Annotated in this window: 39 protein-coding genes and 1 pseudogene; 22 read left to right on the plus strand and 18 right to left on the minus strand. The window is 64.9% G+C overall.

Annotated features, from left to right (window positions below):
- Positions 1 to 45: 45 nt before the first annotated feature.
- The 15 genes and pseudogenes from ASF14_RS16945 to ASF14_RS21000 all read right to left on the minus strand — a co-directional run bounded on the left by ASF14_RS16945 (position 46) and on the right by ASF14_RS21000 (position 8,604).
- Positions 46 to 279: a hypothetical protein gene (locus tag ASF14_RS16945; protein WP_056437757.1), complete on the minus strand. Its 234-nt coding sequence runs from the start codon at positions 277 to 279 to the stop codon at positions 46 to 48.
- Entirely contained in the window at positions 279 to 674 is a 396-nt protein-coding gene (locus ASF14_RS16950; protein WP_056437762.1) for a hypothetical protein, read from the minus strand. The genes ASF14_RS16945 and ASF14_RS16950 overlap by 1 nt, the downstream gene beginning before the upstream one ends.
- Positions 667 to 1,065 carry a hypothetical protein gene (locus ASF14_RS16955; RefSeq protein WP_056437766.1) on the minus strand — a complete coding sequence of 133 codons (399 nt, stop codon included), beginning with the start codon at positions 1,063 to 1,065 and terminating at the stop codon, positions 667 to 669. The genes ASF14_RS16950 and ASF14_RS16955 overlap by 8 nt, the downstream gene beginning before the upstream one ends.
- Before the next feature lie 58 nt (positions 1,066 to 1,123).
- Positions 1,124 to 1,729, minus strand: coding sequence for a hypothetical protein (locus tag ASF14_RS22370; RefSeq protein ID WP_236697117.1), 606 nt, complete (start codon positions 1,727 to 1,729; stop codon positions 1,124 to 1,126).
- A 211-nt stretch (positions 1,730 to 1,940) separates the two neighbouring features.
- Positions 1,941 to 2,372 (minus strand): annotated as a pseudogene (locus ASF14_RS22615) (DNA cytosine methyltransferase); the annotation flags it as partial.
- Positions 2,372 to 3,670: a hypothetical protein gene (locus tag ASF14_RS16970; protein WP_056437772.1), complete on the minus strand. Its 1,299-nt coding sequence runs from the start codon at positions 3,668 to 3,670 to the stop codon at positions 2,372 to 2,374. The pseudogene ASF14_RS22615 and the gene ASF14_RS16970, both read right to left, overlap by 1 nt.
- A gap of 145 nt (positions 3,671 to 3,815) precedes the next feature.
- Positions 3,816 to 4,574, minus strand: coding sequence for a hypothetical protein (locus tag ASF14_RS16975; protein ID WP_056437775.1), 759 nt, complete (start codon positions 4,572 to 4,574; stop codon positions 3,816 to 3,818).
- A 101-nt stretch (positions 4,575 to 4,675) separates the two neighbouring features.
- Positions 4,676 to 4,993: a hypothetical protein gene (locus ASF14_RS16980; protein WP_056437777.1), complete on the minus strand. Its 318-nt coding sequence runs from the start codon at positions 4,991 to 4,993 to the stop codon at positions 4,676 to 4,678.
- Positions 4,990 to 5,760 carry a 3'-5' exonuclease gene (locus ASF14_RS16985; protein ID WP_056437781.1) on the minus strand — a complete coding sequence of 257 codons (771 nt, stop codon included), beginning with the start codon at positions 5,758 to 5,760 and terminating at the stop codon, positions 4,990 to 4,992. The genes ASF14_RS16980 and ASF14_RS16985 overlap by 4 nt, the downstream gene beginning before the upstream one ends.
- A 14-nt stretch (positions 5,761 to 5,774) precedes the next feature.
- Complete coding sequence (locus tag ASF14_RS16990) at positions 5,775 to 6,053, minus strand: hypothetical protein (protein WP_056437784.1); 279 nt, start codon at positions 6,051 to 6,053, stop codon at positions 5,775 to 5,777.
- Positions 6,050 to 6,541 carry a hypothetical protein gene (locus ASF14_RS16995; protein WP_056437787.1) on the minus strand — a complete coding sequence of 164 codons (492 nt, stop codon included), beginning with the start codon at positions 6,539 to 6,541 and terminating at the stop codon, positions 6,050 to 6,052. Before ASF14_RS16995 ends, ASF14_RS16990 begins: the two co-directional genes overlap by 4 nt.
- A complete protein-coding gene (locus ASF14_RS17000; RefSeq protein WP_056437790.1) occupies positions 6,534 to 6,986 on the minus strand; it encodes a hypothetical protein in 453 nt (150 codons plus the stop codon). Before ASF14_RS17000 ends, ASF14_RS16995 begins: the two co-directional genes overlap by 8 nt.
- On the minus strand, positions 6,983 to 7,387 hold the full coding sequence (locus ASF14_RS17005) for a DUF968 domain-containing protein (protein ID WP_056437792.1): 405 nt from the start codon (positions 7,385 to 7,387) through the stop codon (positions 6,983 to 6,985). Before ASF14_RS17005 ends, ASF14_RS17000 begins: the two co-directional genes overlap by 4 nt.
- On the minus strand, positions 7,387 to 7,560 hold the full coding sequence (locus ASF14_RS17010; RefSeq protein ID WP_156361271.1) for a hypothetical protein: 174 nt from the start codon (positions 7,558 to 7,560) through the stop codon (positions 7,387 to 7,389). Before ASF14_RS17010 ends, ASF14_RS17005 begins: the two co-directional genes overlap by 1 nt.
- A gap of 159 nt (positions 7,561 to 7,719) precedes the next feature.
- Positions 7,720 to 8,604, minus strand: a complete 885-nt coding sequence (locus ASF14_RS21000) for a S24 family peptidase (protein WP_082442308.1) — start codon at positions 8,602 to 8,604, stop codon at positions 7,720 to 7,722.
- Here ASF14_RS21000 and ASF14_RS22620 point away from each other — a divergent pair.
- Positions 8,572 to 8,760 (plus strand): transposase, encoded by a 189-nt coding sequence (locus ASF14_RS22620; RefSeq protein WP_443025822.1) that lies wholly within the window; start codon positions 8,572 to 8,574, stop codon positions 8,758 to 8,760. The genes ASF14_RS21000 and ASF14_RS22620 overlap by 33 nt on opposite strands.
- 45 nt (positions 8,761 to 8,805) lie before the next feature.
- Here the strand turns inward: ASF14_RS22620 and ASF14_RS21685 are convergent, their stop codons facing one another.
- Positions 8,806 to 9,033 (minus strand): hypothetical protein, encoded by a 228-nt coding sequence (locus ASF14_RS21685; RefSeq protein ID WP_156361272.1) that lies wholly within the window; start codon positions 9,031 to 9,033, stop codon positions 8,806 to 8,808.
- Between the two features lie 117 nt (positions 9,034 to 9,150).
- Between ASF14_RS21685 and ASF14_RS21690 the strand changes: the two genes are divergently transcribed.
- The gene (locus ASF14_RS21690) at positions 9,151 to 9,315 is read left to right on the plus strand and encodes a hypothetical protein (RefSeq protein ID WP_156361273.1); all 165 of its coding nucleotides are present in this window, start codon (positions 9,151 to 9,153) and stop codon (positions 9,313 to 9,315) included.
- Here the strand turns inward: ASF14_RS21690 and ASF14_RS21955 are convergent.
- Positions 9,299 to 9,523: a hypothetical protein gene (locus ASF14_RS21955; protein WP_168371563.1), complete on the minus strand. Its 225-nt coding sequence runs from the start codon at positions 9,521 to 9,523 to the stop codon at positions 9,299 to 9,301. The genes ASF14_RS21690 and ASF14_RS21955 overlap by 17 nt on opposite strands.
- Before the next feature lie 331 nt (positions 9,524 to 9,854).
- On the opposite strand from ASF14_RS21955, the gene ASF14_RS17035 reads away from it, so the two are divergent.
- From ASF14_RS17035 to ASF14_RS17080, 11 genes are all read left to right on the plus strand, one after another.
- Positions 9,855 to 10,331 (plus strand): hypothetical protein, encoded by a 477-nt coding sequence (locus ASF14_RS17035; RefSeq protein WP_156361274.1) that lies wholly within the window; start codon positions 9,855 to 9,857, stop codon positions 10,329 to 10,331.
- Between the two features lie 44 nt (positions 10,332 to 10,375).
- Positions 10,376 to 10,555, plus strand: coding sequence for a hypothetical protein (locus ASF14_RS17040; RefSeq protein WP_056437810.1), 180 nt, complete (start codon positions 10,376 to 10,378; stop codon positions 10,553 to 10,555).
- Positions 10,555 to 10,752 carry a hypothetical protein gene (locus tag ASF14_RS17045; protein ID WP_056437812.1) on the plus strand — a complete coding sequence of 66 codons (198 nt, stop codon included), beginning with the start codon at positions 10,555 to 10,557 and terminating at the stop codon, positions 10,750 to 10,752. Before ASF14_RS17040 ends, ASF14_RS17045 begins: the two co-directional genes overlap by 1 nt.
- On the plus strand, positions 10,752 to 11,105 hold the full coding sequence (locus tag ASF14_RS17050; RefSeq protein WP_056437815.1) for a hypothetical protein: 354 nt from the start codon (positions 10,752 to 10,754) through the stop codon (positions 11,103 to 11,105). The genes ASF14_RS17045 and ASF14_RS17050 overlap by 1 nt, the downstream gene beginning before the upstream one ends.
- A gap of 13 nt (positions 11,106 to 11,118) precedes the next feature.
- A complete protein-coding gene (locus ASF14_RS17055) occupies positions 11,119 to 11,376 on the plus strand; it encodes a DUF2312 domain-containing protein (RefSeq protein WP_056437818.1) in 258 nt (85 codons plus the stop codon).
- On the plus strand, positions 11,376 to 11,579 hold the full coding sequence (locus ASF14_RS17060; protein WP_056437821.1) for a hypothetical protein: 204 nt from the start codon (positions 11,376 to 11,378) through the stop codon (positions 11,577 to 11,579). Before ASF14_RS17055 ends, ASF14_RS17060 begins: the two co-directional genes overlap by 1 nt.
- Positions 11,576 to 12,190 (plus strand): hypothetical protein, encoded by a 615-nt coding sequence (locus tag ASF14_RS17065; protein ID WP_056437824.1) that lies wholly within the window; start codon positions 11,576 to 11,578, stop codon positions 12,188 to 12,190. Before ASF14_RS17060 ends, ASF14_RS17065 begins: the two co-directional genes overlap by 4 nt.
- Positions 12,090 to 12,716 (plus strand): hypothetical protein, encoded by a 627-nt coding sequence (locus tag ASF14_RS17070; RefSeq protein WP_156361275.1) that lies wholly within the window; start codon positions 12,090 to 12,092, stop codon positions 12,714 to 12,716. The genes ASF14_RS17065 and ASF14_RS17070 overlap by 101 nt, the downstream gene beginning before the upstream one ends.
- Positions 12,713 to 13,948 (plus strand): DNA-methyltransferase, encoded by a 1,236-nt coding sequence (locus tag ASF14_RS17075; protein WP_082442309.1) that lies wholly within the window; start codon positions 12,713 to 12,715, stop codon positions 13,946 to 13,948. The genes ASF14_RS17070 and ASF14_RS17075 overlap by 4 nt, the downstream gene beginning before the upstream one ends.
- Before the next feature lies 1 nt (position 13,949).
- Positions 13,950 to 14,126, plus strand: a complete 177-nt coding sequence (locus tag ASF14_RS21695) for a hypothetical protein (protein WP_156361276.1) — start codon at positions 13,950 to 13,952, stop codon at positions 14,124 to 14,126.
- 64 nt (positions 14,127 to 14,190) lie between these two features.
- Complete coding sequence (locus ASF14_RS17080) at positions 14,191 to 14,808, plus strand: hypothetical protein (RefSeq protein ID WP_156361277.1); 618 nt, start codon at positions 14,191 to 14,193, stop codon at positions 14,806 to 14,808.
- Between the two features lie 115 nt (positions 14,809 to 14,923).
- Here ASF14_RS17080 and ASF14_RS17085 read toward each other — a convergent pair whose 3' ends face one another.
- The gene (locus ASF14_RS17085) at positions 14,924 to 15,187 is read right to left on the minus strand and encodes a hypothetical protein (protein ID WP_056437833.1); all 264 of its coding nucleotides are present in this window, start codon (positions 15,185 to 15,187) and stop codon (positions 14,924 to 14,926) included.
- A gap of 285 nt (positions 15,188 to 15,472) precedes the next feature.
- Here ASF14_RS17085 and ASF14_RS17090 point away from each other — a divergent pair, with 285 nt between their 5' ends.
- The 9 genes from ASF14_RS17090 to ASF14_RS17130 all read left to right on the plus strand — a co-directional run bounded on the left by ASF14_RS17090 (position 15,473) and on the right by ASF14_RS17130 (position 23,648).
- Complete coding sequence (locus ASF14_RS17090) at positions 15,473 to 15,964, plus strand: hypothetical protein (RefSeq protein WP_056437835.1); 492 nt, start codon at positions 15,473 to 15,475, stop codon at positions 15,962 to 15,964.
- Positions 15,965 to 16,064: 100 nt separating this feature from the next.
- Complete coding sequence (locus tag ASF14_RS17095) at positions 16,065 to 17,930, plus strand: phage terminase large subunit family protein (RefSeq protein ID WP_236697119.1); 1,866 nt, start codon at positions 16,065 to 16,067, stop codon at positions 17,928 to 17,930.
- A gap of 2 nt (positions 17,931 to 17,932) precedes the next feature.
- Complete coding sequence (locus tag ASF14_RS17100) at positions 17,933 to 18,157, plus strand: hypothetical protein (RefSeq protein WP_056437842.1); 225 nt, start codon at positions 17,933 to 17,935, stop codon at positions 18,155 to 18,157.
- Between the two features lie 89 nt (positions 18,158 to 18,246).
- Positions 18,247 to 19,722, plus strand: coding sequence for a phage portal protein (locus ASF14_RS17105; protein ID WP_082442310.1), 1,476 nt, complete (start codon positions 18,247 to 18,249; stop codon positions 19,720 to 19,722).
- Complete coding sequence (locus ASF14_RS17110) at positions 19,723 to 21,897, plus strand: ClpP-like prohead protease/major capsid protein fusion protein (RefSeq protein ID WP_056437844.1); 2,175 nt, start codon at positions 19,723 to 19,725, stop codon at positions 21,895 to 21,897.
- A gap of 60 nt (positions 21,898 to 21,957) precedes the next feature.
- Entirely contained in the window at positions 21,958 to 22,260 is a 303-nt protein-coding gene (locus ASF14_RS17115; RefSeq protein WP_056437847.1) for a hypothetical protein, read from the plus strand.
- A 6-nt stretch (positions 22,261 to 22,266) separates the two neighbouring features.
- Positions 22,267 to 22,602: a DUF2190 family protein gene (locus ASF14_RS17120; protein WP_056437850.1), complete on the plus strand. Its 336-nt coding sequence runs from the start codon at positions 22,267 to 22,269 to the stop codon at positions 22,600 to 22,602.
- Position 22,603: 1 nt separating this feature from the next.
- Positions 22,604 to 22,960 (plus strand): head-tail joining protein, encoded by a 357-nt coding sequence (locus tag ASF14_RS17125; protein WP_056437852.1) that lies wholly within the window; start codon positions 22,604 to 22,606, stop codon positions 22,958 to 22,960.
- The gene (locus ASF14_RS17130; protein WP_056437854.1) at positions 22,941 to 23,648 is read left to right on the plus strand and encodes a DUF6441 family protein; all 708 of its coding nucleotides are present in this window, start codon (positions 22,941 to 22,943) and stop codon (positions 23,646 to 23,648) included. The genes ASF14_RS17125 and ASF14_RS17130 overlap by 20 nt, the downstream gene beginning before the upstream one ends.

A 23,648-nucleotide genomic window follows, 5' to 3' on the forward strand; every position in this document is an offset into this window, starting at 1 on the left:
CCATCGGCGCGGCGGTGGATTTGGACATAGGAAGGCAGGCGCACGTTAGGCAAAGCCAAGGTCCTCAGCGAGATCGGAATTGAAAAGGTCGGCAAGAGCCGTGTCGAGATCAGACCGGAGCGCGAGCATGGCACCCTTCGGACCGCGCGGCCGGAAGTTGACCTTCCCGGTCTTCTCCCACTCGCGCAGCTGCGCCTCGCCGATGCCGGTATAGGCCAAGGCGGTTTCGCGGTTCATGCCCGCAGGCCAGTCGGGCAGGTCGGCCAGAGCCAGTCCCATTATCCCCTCCCCTCCATCGGAATATGTGCGCGCAGGAATGCCGCCAAGCGCGCAAGAGCTTCGGTGTCAGCGAGGGCGTGGCAGTCCCTCGCATGGGGGCCATCGGTGACCGCGTCGCAAAAGAACCGGCGCGGCGTCGGCGCTATCGCCGAATGGCCACTCCGATAGATGCAGCCAGGCGGCGCGATGAGCGTGGCGGCATCGACCTTCGCGCCCGATTCCCACAGGCGGAAGAATTCGTTTCGCGCCTCATCGCACGCCTGACCGCTGGCAAACGCCGCGCGCGGCCAGGCTGCCCGGAATATGCCGAAGAGCTCGGCACGATCGAAATCCTGGCCCGAGCTCATGTGCTCGCATTCGTCGGCGAGCAGGATCAGGGAATCGGCGTCACGCATTGGTGCGGCCCTCCTCAGGAACATATCGCCGCCAGAGCGCCCTAAGAGCGTCGAGCCATGCGGTTGCATCTGCGCGCTTCGCCTGGGTCGCGCCCTTGCGCGCGAAGTGCTGGTGTGTGTCGGCTTGGGCGCGGATCCAGCATTGCGCGAACGGCGGCGGCGGTTCGCCGTGGGCATCCAGTCGCGGCTCGAGACGGCTATGCACCGCGTCGGACCGCTCGGGCGTCCAGTCGTCGCTGGACCGGTGCCGCTCGATCGACAGGCGGCACAGCAGGATCATGCACCACGCGCCGAACGACGGCCCCCGGCCCTCGGCCCGCAGCTGCTGCACCTCCGGCTGCATCTGCCAGCTGTAGGCGCTCTCGCTCATCGCGAAACCGGAGGCGGTCATGCGGCGGACCTCCCATAGATGGCAGACAGCGCCGCTTCCGTGCGCAGGATCGCCTTGCCTATGGCTTCGGGGATTTGGGGGATGACCGCATCGCCGAACGCTTCGACGATGAGGCTGGCCGCAGACTGTCCTTTGCCATTGCCGACAGCAACGCGCGTCCCAGCCAGCCGGGCGGATAGCCCATCATCCAGCCGTAGGTGATCGGCAAGGTGGCCGAGGGACCAGTCAGGCCCGCTTCGGTCAGCATTGCCGCGATCTGGCGAGCATAGGCCCACTTGTCCGGTGCCCGGTCCATCATCGCGCCGTCGAGCACAGCGTCCATCGTTGGCGATTTCCGCTTGTCGTATGCCGGGGACCATGCATCCATCCGCTTGTCCCGCTTGGTCGGGGTCGGGAGTGTCTCGGGCATCAGGAAATGCACGACCTCCCCCATGTTCGGGGTCCGATCGAAGTCGTCCTGATCCGTGGTCATACGACCCTTCTGCCGTCTCAGCACTGATCCCCGTGGGGCAGGATTCGCTGTTGGCGTACCCAGCATCCCCGCATGGCGCGATGGATAGCCGTTCAGCTGGCTCAGCACGTCCCCACGGAAGCCCCTGTCGGCGTCCGTCTTGCGCGGCGTCGCGAGCATCGCTTCCTGTAACTGGTGGCGCGCCGATCCCATCCGGCCCGTGTCCCCGTGGCCACCCGCCTTCATGTCCGACGCACGCGGCGTCGCTAGGATCTGCCGAAACGGATACGTCGAACCCGAGCCCCCGCCCGCGCCATCCTTCATCCCATCCGAGGCCATCGGCGTCGGCAACTTGTGCAAGGTCGCACCCGATGAGCCAGCAGCGGGGTCGCTCGTGGTTGGCTCCGACGTCGCCAGCACGAACCACGACCGGCCAGCAGGCGTAGCCGATTGCCTCCAGCGCAGCGATGACGGCGTCAGCGCCCCGAGTTCGGAGATTAGCGCTGTTCTCAAGAGCGAACCAACGAGGGCGGCACTCTCCGATAATGCGGATGGCTTCGAAGTAGAGGCCCGAGCGCTCCCCTTCGACGCCTTTGCCCTTGGTGTTGGCGCTGCTGATATCTTGGCAGGGAGGGGAGCCGACGACGATGGACGGAAGTCGTCCAAGATCAGCGAGAAGTCGGTCTGCCGTAAGTGTGCGGACATCGTCGTAAACCTTCACGCCTGGATTGTTTTCGGAATAGAGCGCGCGCCGCCAGGCTTCGACCTCGCACGCGGCGATCGTCGTGAACCCGGCGCGGTGCATGCCTAGGGACCATCCCCCGGCGGCCGCACTGAACAGGTCGAGCACCTGCATCACTTCCGCCCCTCCCCGTGCGAGAGGGCGGCATGGAAGGGGTTCGCTATCTCGCTCTCGTATAGCCCCGAAGGGTGCATCCTTTCGCCCCGAGCTTCGCAGGCATCCCTGAAATGAACCAGAGGCTGCGCATCGAAGCCGCAAGCGTTGCACTCGTACCCCGTATCTAACGACCCGACCTTGCAGGCCGGGCAGTTATCCCAATCAGGATCATCCGGATTACGGCGGACTTCTGCTACCCGATCCGCGACAGTCTTGGGGGTGCGTTGGCGATCTTTAATTGCACGGTCACTGCGCGCTTGAAACCGTAGGTACTGCTCGCGGGATAGCGTCGGCAGAGTCTCGTCGCCAGCGAGCCAACGAGTATAGGTATCAACCTCCCCCGCCGGGACCGCATCGACAGCGGGCGACTTCAGCCGACGATACACACGATGCGACGTGTAGGCTGGGTCAGGTGCGGGCTGGCCAACGCAAACCCCCGTAATCCACGTGCCGTCATCACGTCGGCATTCGTCGGTTTCAGCGATGATTTCGCCATGTGCGAGCGGACGATAGCGATGATCCCATTCGCCTGGGCGAGCGGGGTTGTCCTCATGAGCATCGACAGCGGGCGGATTATGCAAATCCCACCGTGCTTTATCCCGCTGGCTACGGACGCCCGCATACATGTTGTCCATCTGGGAGATCATGCCGGGCAGATCGTCTAGCGGCTTCCAGTTGGGGGCGTCCTTGCTGAACTCGGCGCGCCAGATGCTTTCGATGAGGCTGCGGATCTCATCCTTGCCACGTCGCAATTCCTCGCTCGCATCGACAGCGGGCGCGGGGGTGGCGGCTGCCGGGAACCATGGATGCGTTTGGCAGTGGCAAACCATCTTGTTCGCAGACGGCCATATGGCGAATATCGCGTGGCAGACCGGGCATTCTTCGCCCGTATTAATCGGCCCCTCCCCCGCATCGCCCGCGCGGCTGTCGATCAGCCGGTGCAGGTCATTGGCGATCCGCGCGCCTTCTTCGCCTGTGAAGGAAACGCTGGTTTGACTGCTCGGGCCGGCGTCGGGGTCTGTGCAACAGTTCGCCGCCGCTTCCATCACCTGGTCGGCGAAGTCGCGAAGGTCGCTTGCGGCATTCATTACCGCGCGGCTGTCGAGGGCGGCGAGGGCGTTGCGGGCTTCATCCAAACCGCACGAGCATTTAGGCTCGCCGTGGACCCACGTTCCATAGACCGCGCACCCGACATGGTGCTGCGTGTATTTGATGATCGCCTCGCGCACAGCATCCGGCGTCTGTCGGGTGGTCATGCTGCGTTCCTTTGGGTCTGGACGCGGATCACGTCGCTATGGTCAGCCGGGTGGACGCCGGTGGTGTGGCATTTCGGGCAGGCACGATGCCGGGGCGTCCGCGACACACGGAACGACCATCCTGCGCCGCTGCATTTCGTGCAGATCATGCCTTCCCCCCATCGCTGGCGTGAGAGGCGGGGGTGGCGGTAAGTGCCGCTATTGCCTCACGGTTATATCCAATGATGGCGTGCGCCAATTTGACCCATTCAGACCAGTTGCCCTCAGCGTTGCTATTGTCGTTTCGCGGCGACCAAGAGGTAAACCACCCCGTAAGCCATTCGGACCGCTCAACGCCCAGCCGACGCCCTGCTTCAATGGTGTCAGGGAGGAATGGCAAAAGGGCATCATCTGACGGACGCACCCCCTCCCCCTGGCGGATCGCGTCGGCGGAGAGGGTGGAGAGGCGTTCGGTGAGGCGCAGCGCGATCAGACTAGTCCAATGGCTCGGGCGATAATGCAGGACCGTGCCGCGACCGTGGGCCACGTCGCTGGGGTGGGCACCGGCATCGTCACAGATTTCGCCCCATGCCTCCTGCATGATCTTGCCAAGCCGATCGGCCGTAACCTCCACCGCCTCCCGATCCATCGCGGGCGGGGCGGCGCGGGTGGCATCGACACGCTCGAACGAGATCTGCTTCGTCGGGTCACAGTGCTTGGTCTGCTGATACGCATCTGCGATCGTCCAGCGGCCAGCATATGCGGCACCGGTCGTGTAGCCGTTGCCGCCCGCGACCCAATAGGCGCGATGCTCGCCCGACCAGATCAGGCAGGGGTCATCGGCAAAGGCAGCAGCAATCACCGGCGTCACGTCTTCCAACGCGATCCTGACGCTCTTCGTGCTATCGGGTATTTGGTCAGCCACGGGCGGACTCCCCCAGGGCATAGGAGAAAAGCTCGATCGCGAGGTAAAAACCCATCGCGATCGCGGTGATGAAGGCGAGCGCCGATAGGGCGCGGCTAGGCTTACGCATTGGCGTTCTCCTGAGATTTCTCGCGGCGGGCCTGCTGGCGGCGCAGGTCGGCGCGGGCGAGGCCGATGGCGTCGGCCAGATACTTCGCGGCGGCGGTCGCGCTGTGCGGCGCTTCCTGGCCAGCGGTGCGGGTCCGCATGATCGAACCGCCATTCTCGGCGGTGCGGGCGACCACGGTTGCCGACACGCAGCCCTCTGGCATGTCCGTCGACGGGCCGTGCGCAGCGACAGCGACGACCACAGCCGCCTCCCCTTCGTCCCGCAGACTCGCCAGCATGACGCCGATCGCGTTGATCTCGGCGGGGGTCATGCCGCTTCCCAGTGCCGAAGGTCTTCGTCGACCAGCGCCTGCGCATCGTCTTCGTCCCAGTCGATGCCGGGGCATCCGAAAGGCTCGTCCAAATCGATCGCATCGAAAGTGGCCCGCGCGCTGTCCAAGGCAGCGGCTCGGCTCAGGGTGTTCCAGCTGAAGCAGAGGATGCGGCGCGACGTGCGACGCTGATACCAATCGGCCATCCATCCGATGAATCGCTGAGCCGCGTCGACCTTGGCGCTGGTCAGCGCCAGTGATCTCTCGATCTGCCCTAGGTGCTGTGCCTGCGTCCGCGCGTCATCAAGCGCATTGTGATGCGTGCCGACCCGGGCCAGCTTCACCTGTGGAGTGCGGCCCTTCATGGTCCGATAGCATCGGTTTTGCCAGAACGGCCACGCCAGCTTGCAACCGGCAGCGCGGGCGGCGGCGGCAAGGATCGCGTTGTCGAAATCGGAGCCGTTGCCGTAAACCGTGCAACCGGGGTGGCGCGAGACAAACCGGTTCAGTTCATCCAGCGCCGCGGATAGCGAAAGCGTACCGTCAGGATCCTCGGCCAGCAGGAGGATTTGGCGCGCTTCGTCCGATTGCTTTGCCCACCAGTCCAGCGTGTCCCGCTCTTCGAACAGGCCATGCTCTCGGCAGCTGATACGAGACACGACGACATACAACTCGTCGACCACCCAGCCGTCGACATGGAACGCCACAGCGCCGATCGACAAGATGCCGCAGCCCGGCGTGCTTCCGACCGTTTCCAGGTCGATCATTATACGATTGGCCATTATCGAGCCTCAACGGTCTGCTGGACACCGGCCTCGGCGGTATCGAGCGTAGAGCCAGCCGGATGGGCCGAAGCGGCATTGGTGACGGGGAAAAGCGTGGCGATCGCGTGCCAGCGGTCGGCGGCCCGCTCGACCATAGCGCACCACACCTCGGCGATGCGCTCATGGGACTCGATCAGGTCACGGCCAATCGACCGGGTGGAATAGACGCCGATCGCGGCGATGGAGCAGATGCTGCCCACCCCCATGCCATGGGCGATGTGATCATGAAGGGTCATCGTGGACCTCGGCTGGTGTCGTAGATGGGGCGGGATGCGGAGCCGCCAACGCCGAGAATTCGGCCTTGGACATAGCTCTCGTTCTCATCACGGGGGCGACGGAACGGGCGGTGGCCCCATCCATCAGGCAAGACGAGTTTGAAGCACCCGTTCGGCGCGATGACCTTGATGCGGCCACCCTTCATCGCCTTGATGACAGGGCATTCAAATTCGAAGACAGCAGGCAGATTGCCCAGGCCAATATAGACCTCCTGGCCGACCGACTGGCGGCGGACCATCATCGATTTGCAGGTCAACGGGTCCATGCCCAGCTTGATCAGCGTCGCGGTCTGCTCGCGGGTCCAGCGGTCGCCCCCGACCTGGTGGCCGTTGACGATCTCGTACCCGGTGACGTCGCCATACCAAGGATAGCCATCGGCCAGCTTGGACGCGATCACGGCCCGAATATGCGGCTGCCGCCCGACCGGCGGGAGATTGGGATCAGCCATGGGCCACCTCCGCGCGCGAAGCGTCGAGATACTGGACGCCGTCGCGGGCCTCGTTCACCGCTTCGGCGGCGGCCTTCATGGCGACCTCAGCGATGGCGAAATCGGCCTGGGCCTGAAGGCTCCGGCGCTTCATCGCCTCCAGCACGGTCGACGTCTGACGGCGCAGATGGTCGAGCGGAATTCGGCGGCGCGTCTTCGTGCGATAGTCGTTGGACAGCTCGACCATCAGCCGGAGCGTGCCCGGGCGCATGTGCAGCTGCTTCGCCCGGCCGGAGATGGCATCCAGCAGCCCGGCCCGCACCGACATGACATGCTCGAATTGCTTCGAATGCTGCCGGATCGTCGGAAGGATCATCTGCTCTTCGAACTGCGGAAGGCGCTCGACCACCATGCGCAGCTCGTCCAGCGCGCGGACCAGATCGGGGTCGACGATGGGCCCGCTCACAGCGCACCCCGCATCGCGCAAGCCTGCTCCGCCAAGTCGCGCTCCCAGGCCGCCCGGCCCGGCCACTGCTGCCAGAATGCGGTGGCCACCACCGTGGCATCCTGCATCGGCAGCTTCTTCTCGAACGTCCGCCAGCCGTCCCGGTGCTGCTCCTGGTGGCAGTGGTCGCACAGCGGGATGCAGTGGCGATCAGCGACCTTCGTCCCCGCGCCCTTCCCGCCCGCATGGTCGACATGGGCCGCGACGATGGGATTGGTGCGGTCGCCGAGCGTATGGCATGCCACGCACGGCAGCCTGCGCAGCCAGCGCTTATATTCCTCGGCGCACTTCCATGCCGGGCGGCCGGCGCGGGGCGGCTTGCGGGTCTGAAACGCCGAGGGCGGCAGGCGAAGGGCGCGCATCAGAACGCCACCCGGAAATGCGTGATCGCGGTCGCCTCGACCTTCTCCAACCAGTCCCAGCTGCGCGCCCGGCGTGGCATCTGAGCCTCGTCGAAGTCCTGTTCGAACAGGCAGCGGACCTGGACCAGCGTCTTTCCGTCGACCGGGCACGCGTCACCAAGGACGCGCCTCACCCACCCTCGGGCCGCTGCTTCAATCTCTGACGCTGTGAGAGGCGCGGACGCCATAGCGATCTCCATGCCGCTGAATGCGGCGCCGGAGATAGCATTAGCATCATTGCAAACTCATGCAAATATTAAAATTAGCATTTGTGCAAATTGCTAAATACGTTCCTACGAGACCATTTCTCTTCTCGTCAAAATCCGATCGATCCGCAGGACCTCAGACATGGCGACTCGGAAGTCGATCCTCGGATCGTATTGCCGCAATTCGACATAGCTAGCCGACCGGCGAACAAGCTCCTTGACTAGTACGGCCCGCGCTCGCTCACCGTCATCTTGATCACCGTCTCGCAGATAGACGACCACGTTGTCGCCCATCGAAAGGGGCATGTCCCGACAGGCCACAACCAGCTCGCCCTCTGGGAGAGCGGGATGCATTGAAGACCCTTGGACGTGTAATGCGTACGCCCCCTTCTTGCCCTTCAAAATTGCCGGACGCCTTACGTAGTCCAACTGCGCCCCCGTATTGAGATCAGTCTGCTCGACAGCCTCGCCCTCGAACATCCTCTCAGCCCCTAGACCAGAACCCCAAACCGGGAGGTTCTCCTCCGGTTGATCTAGGTTATCACCTTCAAATGCAAGGACCTTTGCATTGCTTCGCGGTTTGGCCGCCACATAGGAAGACCATCCAGGGTAGTCAGGAACGGCGCTTTGTAATTTCTCCAGCGTGGGCGTCGAAAGGCGATGCTTGACAGGGTTGTTCTGCGGGCGTGTCAGGGTCGACGGCGTTAGGCCAGCGCGTCGTGCGATGGCCGTGGCCTTTTCGCCCGTGTGGGCAACCAGACCGTCGATCAGATCTTTATCGGCTTCAGACATAGGCGATGAATTAGCAGGATCGCTAAGAATTGCATCTTTGCAAGATTGCGCTTGAATGTTTGCAATCATGCTAATATGCTGCCCGTCATGGACCAGCAGCAGATCATAGCCGGGATAGAGGATCGGGCGAGCGCCCTCGGCCTTCCAATGACTGAGGTCTGCCGCCGGGCTGGCGTGCATCCGACGACATTCAGCCGCTGGAAGCAATCCGCAAAAAATCCCGATCCGATCGGCGCGACTCTAGCGTCGTTGTCCAAAATTGAAGCTGCCGTTCGCACGGCGGAGAAGCAGATGCGTAAACCCCGCCGTTCTCCGGCCGCAAAGGTGGCAGCATGACGTCGGTCGGACCCTATAAGCGGGTAACCGCCGACGACGTCTTTCTCACGGAAGCGGAATGCTATCCTGTGCGCGCGGTACGATCCGCTCTGCCCACGTCCGCACCTGATCAAGCGCCTCTTCATTGCCCGGCCGACGAAGGGAATGTTCCATGAGCTCGAATATTCTCGAGACGTCACCTTTGTCGACGATGCCGCGTTGGGCGAGCACGCTGACGAGGCTGACAAACCCTGTCGTGACGGCCGCGATGGAAGCGCGATATTGTTCGTCCATTCTGTTTCTCCGTGGTGGTGTTGCAGTCCCACGGTGGACCGGACGGGGGCGGGTCGCAAGCCCGCTCCCCAAGGGTTCGCCCGCATGTCAGCGGCCCTCACGAAAGGTAGCAGCATAATGGCCTGCCACCCCGAACAGCCGTTCACGGCGGCGCAGGAAGAGCGCATCCGTCAGATGATCGTCGACGGCATCAACGAGGCGACGCGCCAGCGCAACCGGGAAGCCGGTGAGCGGATGCGTCGCGAGGTTGAAGAGATGCGGAGGGCTAAATCCCTTGGTTAAGATGCATGGCAACCCACCCACGGAGGTGCTCGCCATCGTGGATGGCGGGGGCAACGACGTCGACGTATTGCAGCATGATCTGACCCACTCTTTTGGTCGCAGCCGTATCGAGGGCGCCCGCAGCCTCCAGTTCGCGAGCGAGCGCAGCAACGCCAAGAATGGCGGTTCGGGCTGCAGCCTCCTCAAGGTTGATGGTATAATCGCCCAAGGCCTCATCCTTTCATCGGTGTGTGGTAGCCCGATGATAGCCGAAGCCGGGGGCGGGTACACCGCCTCCGGTGGAGGGCTCGGCCGATGACCTGCGCCGCCTGCCAGTCCGCAACCTGCTCCCATTCCGATCCGGTCTATGCCGGTATCCATCCTCTCCCTGCGACTGCCGCCTCTGTACTCCCATGCTCTGGCGGCAGCACCTCCACCGGCGGCGGCGCACTCCCGGCCGCCGCCGGTGACATTGTCGACCAGCGCGCGAGCTATCGCGATGCGGACGGTGCGCGGTGCGGTGGAGAGGCAATCACTGTTCATACCGATCGAGGTGCCCGATGACCGTCCCAACTGTCGTTGCGAAAGCGGAACCGATCTCGAAACCCCGGTTGCATGCGAAGATCATGCGCGGCTGGGCTCGTGCGATTGACCGCATGGGTAAGGGAGCCTTTCTCGACGCGATCGAGTGCAGCACCCAGGCGCTGGACAAGCAGCTGGCGGGATCGATGCCATCGCTCGAAACGCTGGACCGCGCGCTTGCGGCGGAGCCGACCGTGCTCGACGACTGGCTGGCGGCGCGCGGCAAGCGCCTCGTCGACCAGGACGCGACCTGCGACGTCGATGACATGGGTCTGCTGATGGCCCGCGTGCTGGTGATGATCCAGGAGGCCGAGCACCCAGAGGGGCCGGGCGGCCGGACGATCGTCCCGCAGGAGTATCTCAACGGCGAGAAGATCATGCGTGAATTGCACGCTGTGACCGGACGCTGGATCGAGAAGTGTTCGGATCTTCGACGGCCCCGTGAGGTGGCCTGACACAGGGAATTGAACGCCGCTGAGCGCGGCATGGAGTGACGACAATGACGATTGCCAATGACGACGCGGGAGCGGCTTGCGCTACTTTCGCGACCGAAGAATTGCGTCTTGCGATGGTGCAGCCTGCGGCGGCGGTGATCGTCTCCGGCGGGCAGACCTATCGCTTCCTGCCGATCAGCGATCCGGGCCGGGCTGTGCTCCCGCTGTTCGAGGTGGCCGCATAATGGCCGATCCTATCGACATGGCGAATGACCTCGCCGCTGCCGAGACGGCGCGCCACATCGCAGCTGCCCGCCAGCCGATCCCGGTCGGCGTTGCTGGCGAATGCGAGCAGTGCGGCGACCATTTCGACCGGCTGGTCCGTGATCATGGCGGCCTGCGCTGCGGCTATTGCCGCGACGGTCGGCGGAAGCCGCGCTGATGGGACGCGGATGCAGCGATAGCTCGTGGGCGCTGATGCAGGCGCTCGTGCAGGAGCACACGCCGGGGACTGTGCTGGCGCTGATGCAGCGGAGCGTATCGGGCGACGTGCCCAGCTTCAATGCAATCAAGCAGGCGCGGACCGACTATCTCCAGTCACAGCCCCAACGCGTCCGTCGCCGTGAGCCGCAGGGCACGATGCCGGTGCCCGTGCGCAAGCCACCGCGCCCGCCTCTGTCCTTCGAGGAAAAGCTGGCCCGGGTGGCCGCAGGGGCCGCCCTCATCACCGTGCGCCCGCTGCGCAAGCCCGCACCTGATTTCACCCTGGGCGGCGTCGCCAGCGCCAGCCTCTGACAGGAGAACGACCATGGCAGATCACGATGAGACCACCGGCAACGTCACCGCCGACGAGCTGCGCCTTCTGATCGAGCGTGCCGAGCGCCTGGAGGAAGAGAAGAAGGGCATCAGCGAGGACATCGTCGATGTGTTCTCCGAAGCGAAGGCGCGCGGGTACGACCCCAAGGCCATTAAGAAGATCATGGCCATCCGCAAAAAGAAGCGGGAGGAATACCAGGAAGAGGAAGCGATCCTCGAGACCTACATGCAAGCGCTGGGCATGATCTGATGCTCGGGTCGCTGCTCTCCATCTTCCGCCCCGCTGCCGTTGACCGCCTCGCCCCGCTGCGCGCCGACCTCGACGCAGCGCTTACGGAACGTCGGCTGCAGCGGCCCACCTCCCCCCGCTTGGAGACGCGTCGGTTCGCACTGGCGCGTCCCAAGGTCGAAGAACTTCGGCGCTCGCTCGCCGATCAGGCGGCTGCGCAGTGAACCTCAGCGCAGCCGTCATTGATGCGCTTGTCGCCTCCGGTGCCACTGTGGAGCAGCTGGCGGCGGCGATGAAGGCTGCGCTTGCCGAGACTGAGCAGGCGAAGACCACGCGTCGCGCCAAGGATGCCGAACGCCAGCAGCGGTCGCGCGCCAACCGCAAGGCCGCAGTGTCACGCGATGTCACTGTGACACCGCGTGACACCTGTGACGCTCCCCCCAATGATATATATTCTAACCCCCCTGAACTCTCTCCGGATGCTTCGCATCCTCCGAGAGCGGCGCGGCGCGCCAGCGCATTCCCCCGGCCCGATTGGGCTGACGAGCAGGTCTGGTCGGATTTCCTGGCCAACCGGAAGCGCAAGGGCCTGTCGAACACCGTCACCGCCCACCGGAAGCTTCTCGCCGACATCGCTCGCATCGCCGACGCCGCTTGGCCGCCGGGCCGTCTGCTCGAAGCCGCGACTGCCCGAGGCTGGGGCGCAATCTACCCATCGATCAAGGACGACCGAGATGCACAAGTTCAGCGCGATCATCGAACAGCTCCGCGAACCGGCGACGGTTTCTCGAATGCCCTCCGTCAGATGTCCGGCGATCACCCGGCCCACCTCTGACGAGGAATGCCGGGCCTTGCGGGAATGGGCCCAGGCGGCGCCGACCGTCCCGCCGCAGCCCGCCAGCATTGACCAGCTGACGAAGCACCTACAGTTCCTCGCCGCCGCGCTGCCGTCGAAGAACGTCGACGACCTAAATGGCAAGATGAAGGCTTCGGTCTATGCCAGCCTGCTTGGCGGCTACAGCAACGATGCGCTGGCGTTTATGGCCCGCACGGCCTGCGCCACGCTCGACTGGTTCCCGACGCCCCGCCAGTGCCTCGACCTGATCTCGGCATACCGCCCACCGGTGTCGGACCAGGAAACTGCCCTGCGCCTCTGCCAGGATTACCAGACCGAGCAGTTCGACCGCTGGTTCGCCAACGTCAGCGCAGGCCAGCCAATCGGCGACGTGCCCGAGCAGTGGCAGCGGATCGCGATCGAGCGCGGCGTCCTGCGGCGGCTGCCCGGAGGCCCCATCGTGATCCGCGCGCGGTACCATGGACCGTTCAAGATCTACCAGGCGGCGGAGGCCAAGGCAGCATGACCTATGAGGTGCTTCACGGCGACTGCCGCGCGTTGATGGCCGACATGGAAGGCTGCTCGGTCGACTCCATCGTGACCGACCCGCCCTATGAGTTGACCTCTTCCCGCCCAGGCGGTCGCTCGCCCGCCACGCAGGGCAAGGTGATGAAGGGCTTCATGGGAATGGAGTGGGACGGCAGCGGCGTCGCGTTCGATCCCGAGACCTGGACGGCGGCATTGCGCGTCCTCAAGCCCGGCGGCTGGCTGGTCGCGTTCAGCGGAGCGCGCACCTATCACCGCATGGCCTGCGCGATTGAGGACGCCGGTTTCGAGATCCGCGACCAGATCATGTGGATTTACGGTTCGGGCTTTCCGAAGGGCGGCAATCGCGGCGGCAAAGGAACGTGCCTGAAACCGGCGCACGAGCCGATCGTCCTCGCCCGCAAGCCGCTGATCGGCAGCGTGGCGGCGAATGAGGCCGCGTTCGGCACTGGCGCGCTGAATATCGATGCCTGTCGTGTCCACGGAGAGGATGCAAAGGGCGGGAGTTACACCGTCAAGCGGCTCAAGCCCGGCGCCACCCTGGAGAAAACCGGCGGTAATTGGCGCCCCGAAGAGGGCGGCGTTCTATACCATGGCGAAATGAAGCCCGGCCGGTGGCCCGCCAACGTGATGCACGATGGTTCAGGCGAAGTGCTCGAGGCATTCCCGGAGGCACCAGGGCAACAGGCTCGCTCGTTGTCGGATGGGTCGCCTCACGGCAACAAGGTCTATGGCCGCATGCTCAATGCAGGCCCGATCTATGAGCCGCGAGATGCGGGTGGTTCAGCCGCACGCTTCTTCTATTGCGCCAAGGCCAGCAAGGCAGATCGCGACGAGGGACTCGGTGCATTCGCGCCTCAGGCTTTCGTCCAGTTTCAGACCGGGAACGGCGAGAGCGGCAATGCCAGCAGCCTGAGCGCAGGCCGCGACACGCAGTATCGCAACACCCATCCTACGGTGAAGCCCGAGGCGCTGATGCGTTGGCTGGTGCGGCTGATCACCCCGCCTGGCGGCCTCGTGCTCGACCCGTTCACCGGCAGCGGATCGACCGGCAAGGCGGCGGTGCTGGAGGGATTCGATTTTGTCGGGTGCGAGCTGACGCCCGAATATCTGCCGATTGCCAATGCGCGCATCGCCGCTGCGGTGGCGCGGGCTGAGCAGGCCCAGGCGGTCGCGCCGCAATACGATATGTTCGACGGGGCGGCGGCGTGAGGTGCCCAAGAACAGCGGCACCCCGCCACCGTTTGAAACGGTCGACATATGCTTCCGTAACAAGGTCGTCGTGCGGGGGATCAGCCCCAAGCGGTGGCGGTGGTCGGTCAACGACCCCGCGTACCCAACGAATTACGACTTCGACATCATCGACTGGCAGCTGACCGCAAAGGGGTGAGCGATCCACGGTGTTTATGGTATGTTCTCAACAGATTGGCAGGGCGGATTTTATGGGGCGGCAGATGAATAGCGCGGCGTTTCGGGCATCGGTGGCGGCGGCTGTGCTGACGGGCAAGCCCGTGCCGGTGCGGAAGCTGCCGAAGCCGGTGAGCAAACCCGCGCGACAGCCGGTGCAGGAGCATGTCGACGCCACGCCGGAACGGATCGCACGGGCCAGCGATGGCGATGGCGTTCGGCATGACCGCGTCGTTGATGCGATGATCGACAAGGCGGGTGAGCGGGCCAAGCTGACGCGCCAGTTCGCCGACAGCTGGATCGACCGCATGCTTGTGCGCAAGCAGCTGACCTATCCGCAATGGTTCGCGTGCGACTGGTATGCGACCCTGCACGCCGCCGCCCACAACGCGGCGCGAGTGGTCGCTGACTATGGCGAGGGGTGCGGCGGGGCTGGCCGGGAGAACTATGGCCAGCCGCTTTCGGCCCGGCAATGGGATGCACGCCGCCGCCTGCGCGATGCCCGCGCCGCGATTCCGACCAACATGCTCGCGCTGTTCGACCGGGTCGTGATTGAGGACGCCATGCCATCGTTCACCAACGGCAGGCAGCGTGCGCGGTTCGCCGAGCACATCGCAGCCGCTGCCCAGAAACTAGCCACCGCCATCAACGCGCCAGGCGCTTGACGACACAGCCCGTTTCGTCCATACCAATCCATAGATGTTAGAGCCGCGCCCGAGAGGGTTAGCGGCTCTTGCTGTATGTGGCTGAGCAGGCGCATTGCCCAGCCACTCAGTCGGCTCAGGACTCCGGGGTTTCCCCCAGCAGTTCCGCGAGCTTTTGTTCTGCGCTCTTGTCCTCGGTCGTCGTGCTGGCGGTACGTGAACGCGATGGGTCGGTCTTGCCAATCGGACCGCCTACCGGTGCTGTGCAGCCCTGATCCGGCTCGGTGCCGTCTTCGAGCTCACGCTGGCAGTAGCGCTGCGCGGAGACTGGGGCAGTGGTCGCGCCAAGCAGGACGGCGCCGGTGAGGGCTGCGAGAACGACACGCTTATTGATAGCCATTGTACTCTCCCGATTCGCTGGGGATGCCAGCGCGCCGAGTGTGACAGGCTGTCGAGTACCCGCAAGCCACTGGAAGCCTGGCAATCCTTTGACACGAGGCGCGGCAATTGGCCCCACCCTTAGGTTCTTCCTGGGCCACCAGCGATACGGGGGGCAAAGGCGCAACTTCCGTCTAGCCACGAAAAATTTGCATAGTTCTTCCTCCCTGTTGGCGCTGAAACCCGCAGGAAACCGCCATTTCTTCGCATTTTGGCAGGGAAGTAGGACCCCTTGGGGAGGGAAGTCGTGGAAATCGACCTCGAAGAGCCCACCCGCGCCATGATCGGCGCCGTCCTTGGCGTTTCGAGCCGGTGGATCGGCGAGTTGCGGTCGAAGGGTGACATGCCCGCCGACGGCGCGACGCTGTTGGAAAACGTTGAGGCCTGGGCGGCCAACAAATACGGGATTGAAGGGGCGCAAGGCGACCTCGACCTCGAAACCGAGCGGGCGCGCCTGGCCAAGGAACAGGCCGACAGCAAGGCCATGGATAATGCGGAGCGTCGCCGGGAACTGGCCTCGCTGCCCGACATGTCCGGCGCCGTCGTCTCGGTCATCGCGCTGGCCGTCACCCGATTGCAGCAGGTCGGGCTGGAGGTGGCGAACGGCGACCACAAGCTGCGCGCCAAGATCGACACCGCCATCAACGATGCCCTGGAAGAATTGACCGTGGCGCGCGTCGAGGAGGCAAGAGGCGGGGGCCTGAATGAGGAAGAGCCCTCGGACGAAGAAGAGGGCTGAACCCTCGGCCATTCAGGTTGTCGGCGCGGAGATCGCGGCGGCGGCCCGCGAATGGCTCAGCATCTTCAAGCCTCGGATCAAGCCCAAGCTGTCCGAATTCATGCGCGATCATGGCCGGACGGACGATGGGCGTCGGATTCGCCCGTTCCCGTTCCAGTCGGATATGGCGGATGCCTTCACCGACCCGGAGACGGAACAGGTATCGGTTCGGAAGAGCAGCCGCATCGGCTATTCGACCATTCTGCAATGCTTCGTCGCATACCGCATCCGGTACGACCCGGCGCGCTCGCTGATCTACCAGCCGACCATCGACGACGCCGAGAAGTTCAGCCGCGACGACCTCGACCCGGTCCTGCAATGGAAGATCGTCCGCGAGGTCGCGACGTTCAAACCACGGCACGCCGATAACCAGATCCGGGCCAAGCGCTACAAAGGCGGCTGGGTCCAGATCAAAGGGGCCAACAGCCCCAAGGAATTCCGGCGTGTCACCGCCGATGACGTGTTTCTGGAGGAATGCGACGGGTACCCGTGGGCCGCCAAGGAGGAAGGCGACCCGGCCCGACTGGCGTTCAAGCGCAACCTCACCTCGCCGCGCCGTTTCCGCGCTGCCGGTTCAACCCCTAAGGTCAAAGGCTTCAGCCGGATCGATGGGCTGTTCGAACAGGGCAGTCAGGAATATCGGTACGTTCCCTGCCCCGAGTGCGGGCACATGCAGAAGCTGGTGTTCGGCGACGGTACCGGCGCTGGCATCCGGTGGGAGCCGCGTCACGCACCGACCCGCGCCTGGTACCAGTGCGAAAACGGCTGCGAGATTGACGAAGAGCACAAGCCGTGGATGGACGAGCAGGGCGAATGGCGGGCCGACAATTCTGCCGCCTTCCCCCGGCACCGATCCTTTCATATCTGGGCCGCTTATAGTCAGCATCCCGGCGCCGCCTGGCTGGAGATCGCCCGCGAGTTTCTCGAGGTCCGGCACGATCCGAACCTCCTGCGGACTTTCGTCAATCAGGTGCTCGGCGAGGCATGGGCCGAAAAGGGCGAGGCCCCGGAGTGGCAGCGCCTTTACGATCGCCGGGAGAAGGCGATGATGGTCGGAACGCCTTCTGCCAAAGCCGCTCTGCTGATCGGCGCGGCCGACGTCCAGCGCGGCGGCGGTGGACGTATCGATCTCGATATCTGGGCCTTCCGCCCGGATGGGGGGCGCGAGTTTGTCGAGCGCATCGAAGTGTTTGGCCCGATCGCCGACCCCAAGACCTGGGCCGGGCTGGACGAGGCGGTAGCGAGGACGTGGGTGACAGCCGACGGTCGTCGGCTTCGGCTCGCCCGGGTCGCGATCGACTCCGGCGATGGCGAGAATACCATGGAGGTCTATCGCTGGGCGCGCCGCCATCCTGGCTTCGCCATGGCGGTGAAGGGGCGCGAGAGCATCGCCGCGCAACAGGCCATCGGTTCGCCGACGTGGCAGGACGTCACGGTCAACGGTCGCAAGATCAAGAAGGGCGTCCGGCTCTGGAACATCGGCACATCAATGCTCAAGATGGAGCTTTACGGCCAGCTGGCGCTGGAAAAGCCGGTCGACGGTGAAGACTATCCGAAGGGGTACGTCTTCCTGCCCGATGGCACGCCGGATGAGTGGATCAAGCAGCTGGTCGCCGAGGAATTGCGCATCATCCGCCTGCGCAACGGCGGTTTCCGGCGGGAATGGCACAAGGTTCGAGATCGTAACGAAGCACTCGACAACGCCGTCTATGCGCGTGCGGTCGCGGTAAGCCTCGGCGTTGATCGCTGGGGGCCGCGCCAGTGGGGCAAGCTGATGGGCGCCATTAAGGCGCAGCCAAAGACCGCCGCTTCGGCTCAGGCATCCGAAACGGTCACCGACCAAGCATCTACGCCAACAGCGCCGCCCCGCGCGAAACGCCACGCTCCGGCCCGCCGGTCCAACCCATTCACCAGTCGAGGGAGATAGAGATGGCATACCAGCAATCCGATCTCGACCAGCTGCACCAGACGTTGCTGACCGTCGCCACCGGCGCGCAGAAGGTCAGATTCGCCGATGGTCGCGAGACGACGTTTCAGACGGTCGACGCCGTCACGGCCGCGATCAAAGTCGTCGATGCGCAGTTGAAGATGCAGCGGTATGCGCAAGGCGGCATCTCGCGTCGCCGCACGCCCTATTATCGAAGCGGCCTCTGACCTTGGCGGGCCGCTCTTTCCTTGACCGGCTGCTGCGTCGCCCGGCGCCCGCCGCATCGGCGTCGCCGTCGACAAACCAGCGCATTCGAATGGGCCGGGGCGCCCGCGCCGCGTATGATGGCGCCACCCAGGGCAAGCGGGCGGCGGGCTGGCGGCGCAATCGGCTGGATGCGAACAGCGAACTGACGCCCGCCGTGCAGGCGCTGCTGCGCGGCATCGCGGCCGACCTCGTCCGCAACAATCCGTTCGCCGCGCGTGGATCGGCGAAGATCGCCGAGGCGATCGTCGGCACCGGTATCACGTTCCAAGTCTACCGGAACGGCAAGGTCGATGATCGACTGAACGATATCGCGCGCCGTCACCTCGACAAGGCGACCTGCGACGCGGGCGGGCGGCACGACCTGTACGGTCTACAGTTGCAGGCCGCGCGGACGATCGTCGAGCGCGGCGGCGCGGTCGTGCGGCGGCGCTGGCGCCGGGCGTCGGACCGGCTGCCACTGCCGTTCCAGCTTCAGGTGCTCGAGCCCGACTATATTGATCCGTCGCACAACGGGCCGCTGTCGAGCGATCCCGGCAAGCCGGGCGGGTTCTGTGTCTATGGCGTCCAGTTCGACCCAATCGGGCGGCGTGAGGGATACTGGCTCTACAACGGGCACCCTGGCGGCAACCGGGTCGACCGGCTCGGCTCGGCCTATGTGCAGGCCAGCGACGTCGCCCATATTTTCCGCGCCGATCGTCCCGAGCAGGAGCATGGCGCGACCTGGTTTGCACCGATCATCCTGCGGATGCGCGATTTCGCGGATTATGAGGATGGCCAGCTGACCCGCCAGAAGATCGCCTCGGCGTTCGTCGGCGTGGTCCGTGGTGATGATGATGGCGGCACGGTGCCCGGTATCGTCAGTGAAGGGGAAGACGGCGGCGATATCGTCGGTGACGGCATCGGCGAGGATCGCGAGCCGCTCGATTATGTCGAGCCCGGCACCTTCCAGTATTTGCGCAGCGGCGAGGAAGTCACGTTCTCCAGCCCGCCTTCAGTGGAAGGGTACGGGGAATATACGAAGGTCTCGCTGCGCGCGATCGCGGCCGGTCTCGGCGTTCCCTATGAGGTCCTGACCGGCGACCTGTCCGAGGTCAGCTTCATTTCCGGTCGCCTCGGGCGCTTGGAGTACCGGGATACCGTTTCTGCCTGGCAGTGGCTGATGTTCATTCCCCAGTTCTGCGGCTCGGTCGAGCGCTGGGTGATCGAGGCCCTCGATATGATCGGCGAGGACACGACCGGCGTGGAACTGCGCTGGACACCCCCGCCGACCAAGATGCTTGACCCGGCCACCGAGATCGCGGCCAATAAGGAAGCGGTCCGGTCCGGCCAGGCGACCATATCGTCGCTGGCGCGCGAGCGCGGCGAGGATCCGGACAAATTCTTGGCCGAGTGGAAGGCGGACGCTGAAAAGCTCGATGCGCTCGGCCTCATCTTCGACAGCGATCCGCGCCACGTCACCTCTGTCGGCAATGCCGCCAATCTCGCTGACGCCGTCAAGGCGCGGACAGCGCGGGAGCAACCCTGAATGACTGAAATCCTCATTTATGGGATCGTCGGCGACAGCTGGGACGGTCTCGATGCCAACACGCTCGTCCCGCTGATCAGCGACGGCGACGACGACCTCGATGTCCGCATCAATAGCCCTGGCGGATACGTCATGGAGGGGCTGGCCATCTTCAACGCGATCATCCGCGAGAAGAAAAAGGGCCGCAAGGTCACCACCCATATCGATGGTCTGGCCGCCTCCATGGGCTCCGTTCTGGCGATGGCGGGCGAGTCGATCATGATGGCCGACAACGCCCTCGTCATGATCCACAATCCCTGGGATTGCGCATGCGGTGACGCGAACGAGCTTCGTCGCGCAGCTGACAAGCTCGACCGGCTCCGCGATCAGATCGTTGGCATCTACTCGGGTCAGACCGGCCTCTCCGCCGACGATCTCATTCCCATGCTCGACGAAGAGACCTGGTTCACCGCCGCTCAGGCCCTGGAGCAAAAGTTCATCACCGAGATCGTCGGGGCGTCCACCGCCTCGGCGAGCAACGTGCAACCATTCGGGTTCAAGCACGCACCCGACAGCCCGCTCATCACTGCAATGGCGATGGCGCGCGCCCCGCGGACGGCAGCCGCCGATCCCAAACGTCCACAGGAGAATTCGATGGACCTCTACAAGACCCGCGCGGCGCTGGTAGCCGCGATCGCCAAGTTCCAGCAGGATGGCGGCGGCCAGGACGAGATCAAGAAGATCACGGCCTCGGCAATCGCCCTCGATGCCAAGGATGCCCTGCCCGGCACCGGCCCGCTGGCGCTCTCGGGCAACCAGCCGAACGTCGAGAATGGCCCGGCGGCCCTCACCTCCGCCGATGTCACCAATGCCGTTGCAGCAGAGCGCAGCCGCGTCGGCACCATCCGCGCGCTCGGTGCCAAGCATAATATGGCGGCCGATTTCGTCGATGGCCTCATCACCGATGGGACGCCGCTGGCGAGCGCGCGTGAGAAGATCCTCGACAAGCTCGCCGAGCAGGGCGACGCCGCTAATATCGGCCACAACAGCCCGGCCCGCGTGACGCTCGACCAGCGCGACAAGTTTCGCGAAGGCGCGACCAACTGGCTGCTCGTCAAGTCGGGCGTTGCGCACCTTGTCGAAAAGGCAGCGGCGCTGAAGGGCGAAACGGTCAAGATCGATCCGGGCGAATTCCGCGGCGTCCGTAACGTCGACCTGGCGCGCGAGTCGCTCGCCAATCTCGGCGTGAACGTCACCACCCGCGACCCCGACCTGATCGTCCGCCAGGCGATGACGTCGCAGGGCGCGGTGATCACCCAGACCACCAGCGATTTCCCGGTCCTGTTCGAAAACGCCATCCACCGGGTGTTGCAGGCGGCCTATGCCACCACGCCGGACACCTGGACCCGGTTCTGCGGCACCGGCACCGTCGTCGATTTCCGCGATCACAGCCGGTATCTGCGCGGCTCGTTCGGCGCCCTCGACAATGTGGGCGAGGCGGGCGAGTTCAAGAACAAGCCCATTCCCGATCTGGCGAAGGAGAAGATCCGCGCCACGACCAAGGGCAACATCATCAACCTGTCGCGCCAAGCCATCGTCAACGACGACATGGAGGTCTTCTCCGGCCTCGCCGTCGACCTCGGCCGCGCCGCCAAGCTGACGATCGAGATCGACGTCTATGCCCTGCTGAACAGCAACCCGGTGATGAACGACGGCAAGCCGTTGTTCGACGTCGCTCACGGCAACCTCGCGGGCTCGGGCGCCGCACCGACGGTCGCCGCCTTCGACGCCATCCGCGTCGCCATGGCGTCGCAGAAGGACATCAGCAATGTCGAGTTCCTCGACATCCGCCCGTCGATCGGTCTGTTCCCGATCGGTCTGGGCGGCGCCGCGCGCATCGTCAACGGCAGCCAGTATGATCCCGACTCGGTCAACAAGCTGCAGCGTCCGAACGTCGTCAACGGGATGCTCGAGGACATCGTCGACACGCCCCGCCTGACCGGCTCGGCCTATTACATGTTCGCCGATCCCAATGTCGCGCCCGCGATCGAGGTGGTGTTCCTCAACGGCGTCACCGAGCCGTTCACCGACAGCCAGGACGGCTGGCGCGTGGATGGTGTCGAATGGAAGGTCCGTCACGACTATGGCGTTGGCGCGGTCAACTTCCGCTCGGCCTACAAGCAGCCCGGCGCGTAACGCCGATCCGAACCTGAGGGAGCGGGCGGCTTGCCGTCCCTCCTGTTTGGGAGAACCCCCATGAAATTCGTGAAACTGCTCTCGTCGGCGCATGTCGCCGGTCGTTTGCGCCACCCGCATGAGGGCGTCCTGCCTGTCAGCGATGAAGACGCCGGCCGCCTCGTGGATGAGGAAAAGCTGGCAGAAGACGTGACGGCAGATTTTGCCGATGCGGATACGACCGGCATCGTCCCCGAGCCGGTTTCCTACGCCGACCCCGGCGCCCCTGACGTCGAGCCCGCCCCCAGCCAGTCCGACGTCGAGCCTCAGGCCACGACCGACACGAAGCCGAAAGCCAGCAAGGCTTCGGCGGACAAGGAGTAACTGATCATGGCACGCAACTATGTGCAGCCCGGCGAGACGCTGCCGCTGATCGCCCCCCGAGCCCTCGCCAGCGGTGACGGCTTCCTGGTCGGTGGCATTTTCGCCATCGCCCTGACGGCCGCAGCGGCCGGTGCACCCGTCGAGGGGCGCCGTGTCGGTGTGTTCGACGGCCCGAAGGCGACCGGCGCCTGGACGCCCGGTCAGAAGCTGTATTGGGATAATACGGCGTTCAACCTCACCACCACCGCGACCAATAACGTTCTGGTCGGCGCGGCGGTGCAGGCGCAGGCATCGGCCGACACGGTCGGCCGCGCGCTGCTCACCGGCCAGATCGCTCCGTAACATGGACCCGTTCGTCGCAGCGCTGGATGCGCAATTCCACGCACCCGGCTCTGCGGCGGCGGTCTATGTTCCGGCGTCTGGCGCACCCTATGCCGTCCGGGCCATCCTCGGTGGCAAAGATGAAGAGCAACCGCTTGGTGCTGGAGTAATCATCGTCAGGGTGACGGTCATCCAGTTGCTCCGAACCCAGGTCCCCGAGCCCGAACAGGGTGCCTTCGCTGTCCTCGGCGGCGTGATCGTCGACGGGGAAGTCGTCGGTGGCGATGTCTACGAACTGACCGGCGAGCCGATGATCGATGTCGAGCGGCTCAGCTGGACGATCGGTGCGGAACCAAGCGATGCTTCGGCCCTCCCTTAAGCGCGCCGATGTCGAGCGCGATTTCAGCGGCCTGGAGGAGGAAGTCGCCGGGTTCATCACCGAGGCGATGCGCGACACCGCCGACGAGGTGAAGAATGCGTTTCGCGATCAGGTGCGCGCAGCCGGTCTCGGTGACCGGCTGGCCAATGCCGTTCGCGGCGTCACCTATCCGAACCGGTCCGGCCGGGTCAGCCTTGATCCGACGGGATGGGTCTACGCCCAGCCATCGAAGGACGGGCGCGGCGCCGCCGCGATCATCGACAGCTATGCCAATGGCCGGATGATCGTCGCGCGCAACGGTCGCAAGTTTCTCGCGGTGCCGACCGATGACTGCCCCCGAAAGCGCAGCGGCAATGCGCTGACGCCAGAGGAGGTCGAGGCGAAGTTCGGTCGCAGGCTGCAATTCATCAGCCCCAACGACAAGGGCTTCAAGACGCCGTCGGTTCGCCACAAAGCGATAGGGTATCTGGTCCTGAAGGGGCTCGTCATCCGCAAGGCTTCGGGCACCTGGCGCAACGCCTCGGAGCGCGAGCGGGAGGGGCGGACGCGCAATCCCCGACCGGTGCAGGCGGTCATCATGTTCAGCCTCGTCCGATCGGTGAGGAAACCGAAGTCGGTCGACATGTCCGCTCCCGCCGCGCTGGCCGAACAGCGCTTCGACGCGAACCTCAACGCTCGCTGGAGATAG

The organism is Sphingomonas sp. Leaf257, assembly GCF_001422185.1.
GTDB classification, from domain to species: Bacteria; Pseudomonadota; Alphaproteobacteria; order Sphingomonadales; family Sphingomonadaceae; genus Sphingomonas; species Sphingomonas yabuuchiae.

Coding starts and splice junctions, on each gene's coding strand:
- ASF14_RS16945 (WP_056437757.1), bottom strand. CDS start 279: ATGGGACTGGCTCTGGCCGACCTGCCCGACTGGCCTGCGGGCATGAAC.
- ASF14_RS16950 (WP_056437762.1), bottom strand. CDS start 674: ATGCGTGACGCCGATTCCCTGATCCTGCTCGCCGACGAATGCGAGCAC.
- ASF14_RS16955 (WP_056437766.1), bottom strand. CDS start 1,065: ATGACCGCCTCCGGTTTCGCGATGAGCGAGAGCGCCTACAGCTGGCAG.
- ASF14_RS22370 (WP_236697117.1), bottom strand. CDS start 1,729: ATGGGATCGGCGCGCCACCAGTTACAGGAAGCGATGCTCGCGACGCCG.
- ASF14_RS16970 (WP_056437772.1), bottom strand. CDS start 3,670: ATGACCACCCGACAGACGCCGGATGCTGTGCGCGAGGCGATCATCAAA.
- ASF14_RS16980 (WP_056437777.1), bottom strand. CDS start 4,993: ATGACCCCCGCCGAGATCAACGCGATCGGCGTCATGCTGGCGAGTCTG.
- ASF14_RS16985 (WP_056437781.1), bottom strand. CDS start 5,760: ATGATCGACCTGGAAACGGTCGGAAGCACGCCGGGCTGCGGCATCTTG.
- ASF14_RS16990 (WP_056437784.1), bottom strand. CDS start 6,053: ATGACCCTTCATGATCACATCGCCCATGGCATGGGGGTGGGCAGCATC.
- ASF14_RS16995 (WP_056437787.1), bottom strand. CDS start 6,541: ATGGCTGATCCCAATCTCCCGCCGGTCGGGCGGCAGCCGCATATTCGG.
- ASF14_RS17005 (WP_056437792.1), bottom strand. CDS start 7,387: ATGCGCGCCCTTCGCCTGCCGCCCTCGGCGTTTCAGACCCGCAAGCCG.
- ASF14_RS22620 (WP_443025822.1), top strand. CDS start 8,572: ATGACTGAGGTCTGCCGCCGGGCTGGCGTGCATCCGACGACATTCAGC.
- ASF14_RS21000 (WP_082442308.1), bottom strand. CDS start 8,604: ATGCACGCCAGCCCGGCGGCAGACCTCAGTCATTGGAAGGCCGAGGGC.
- ASF14_RS21685 (WP_156361272.1), bottom strand. CDS start 9,033: ATGGACGAACAATATCGCGCTTCCATCGCGGCCGTCACGACAGGGTTT.
- ASF14_RS21690 (WP_156361273.1), top strand. CDS start 9,151: ATGGCCTGCCACCCCGAACAGCCGTTCACGGCGGCGCAGGAAGAGCGC.
- ASF14_RS17035 (WP_156361274.1), top strand. CDS start 9,855: ATGACCGTCCCAACTGTCGTTGCGAAAGCGGAACCGATCTCGAAACCC.
- ASF14_RS17040 (WP_056437810.1), top strand. CDS start 10,376: ATGACGATTGCCAATGACGACGCGGGAGCGGCTTGCGCTACTTTCGCG.
- ASF14_RS17045 (WP_056437812.1), top strand. CDS start 10,555: ATGGCCGATCCTATCGACATGGCGAATGACCTCGCCGCTGCCGAGACG.
- ASF14_RS17050 (WP_056437815.1), top strand. CDS start 10,752: ATGGGACGCGGATGCAGCGATAGCTCGTGGGCGCTGATGCAGGCGCTC.
- ASF14_RS17055 (WP_056437818.1), top strand. CDS start 11,119: ATGGCAGATCACGATGAGACCACCGGCAACGTCACCGCCGACGAGCTG.
- ASF14_RS17060 (WP_056437821.1), top strand. CDS start 11,376: ATGCTCGGGTCGCTGCTCTCCATCTTCCGCCCCGCTGCCGTTGACCGC.
- ASF14_RS17070 (WP_156361275.1), top strand. CDS start 12,090: ATGCACAAGTTCAGCGCGATCATCGAACAGCTCCGCGAACCGGCGACG.
- ASF14_RS17075 (WP_082442309.1), top strand. CDS start 12,713: ATGACCTATGAGGTGCTTCACGGCGACTGCCGCGCGTTGATGGCCGAC.
- ASF14_RS17080 (WP_156361277.1), top strand. CDS start 14,191: ATGAATAGCGCGGCGTTTCGGGCATCGGTGGCGGCGGCTGTGCTGACG.
- ASF14_RS17085 (WP_056437833.1), bottom strand. CDS start 15,187: ATGGCTATCAATAAGCGTGTCGTTCTCGCAGCCCTCACCGGCGCCGTC.
- ASF14_RS17095 (WP_236697119.1), top strand. CDS start 16,065: ATGCGCGATCATGGCCGGACGGACGATGGGCGTCGGATTCGCCCGTTC.
- ASF14_RS17100 (WP_056437842.1), top strand. CDS start 17,933: ATGGCATACCAGCAATCCGATCTCGACCAGCTGCACCAGACGTTGCTG.
- ASF14_RS17105 (WP_082442310.1), top strand. CDS start 18,247: ATGGGCCGGGGCGCCCGCGCCGCGTATGATGGCGCCACCCAGGGCAAG.
- ASF14_RS17110 (WP_056437844.1), top strand. CDS start 19,723: ATGACTGAAATCCTCATTTATGGGATCGTCGGCGACAGCTGGGACGGT.
- ASF14_RS17115 (WP_056437847.1), top strand. CDS start 21,958: ATGAAATTCGTGAAACTGCTCTCGTCGGCGCATGTCGCCGGTCGTTTG.
- ASF14_RS17120 (WP_056437850.1), top strand. CDS start 22,267: ATGGCACGCAACTATGTGCAGCCCGGCGAGACGCTGCCGCTGATCGCC.
- ASF14_RS17125 (WP_056437852.1), top strand. CDS start 22,604: ATGGACCCGTTCGTCGCAGCGCTGGATGCGCAATTCCACGCACCCGGC.
- ASF14_RS17130 (WP_056437854.1), top strand. CDS start 22,941: ATGCTTCGGCCCTCCCTTAAGCGCGCCGATGTCGAGCGCGATTTCAGC.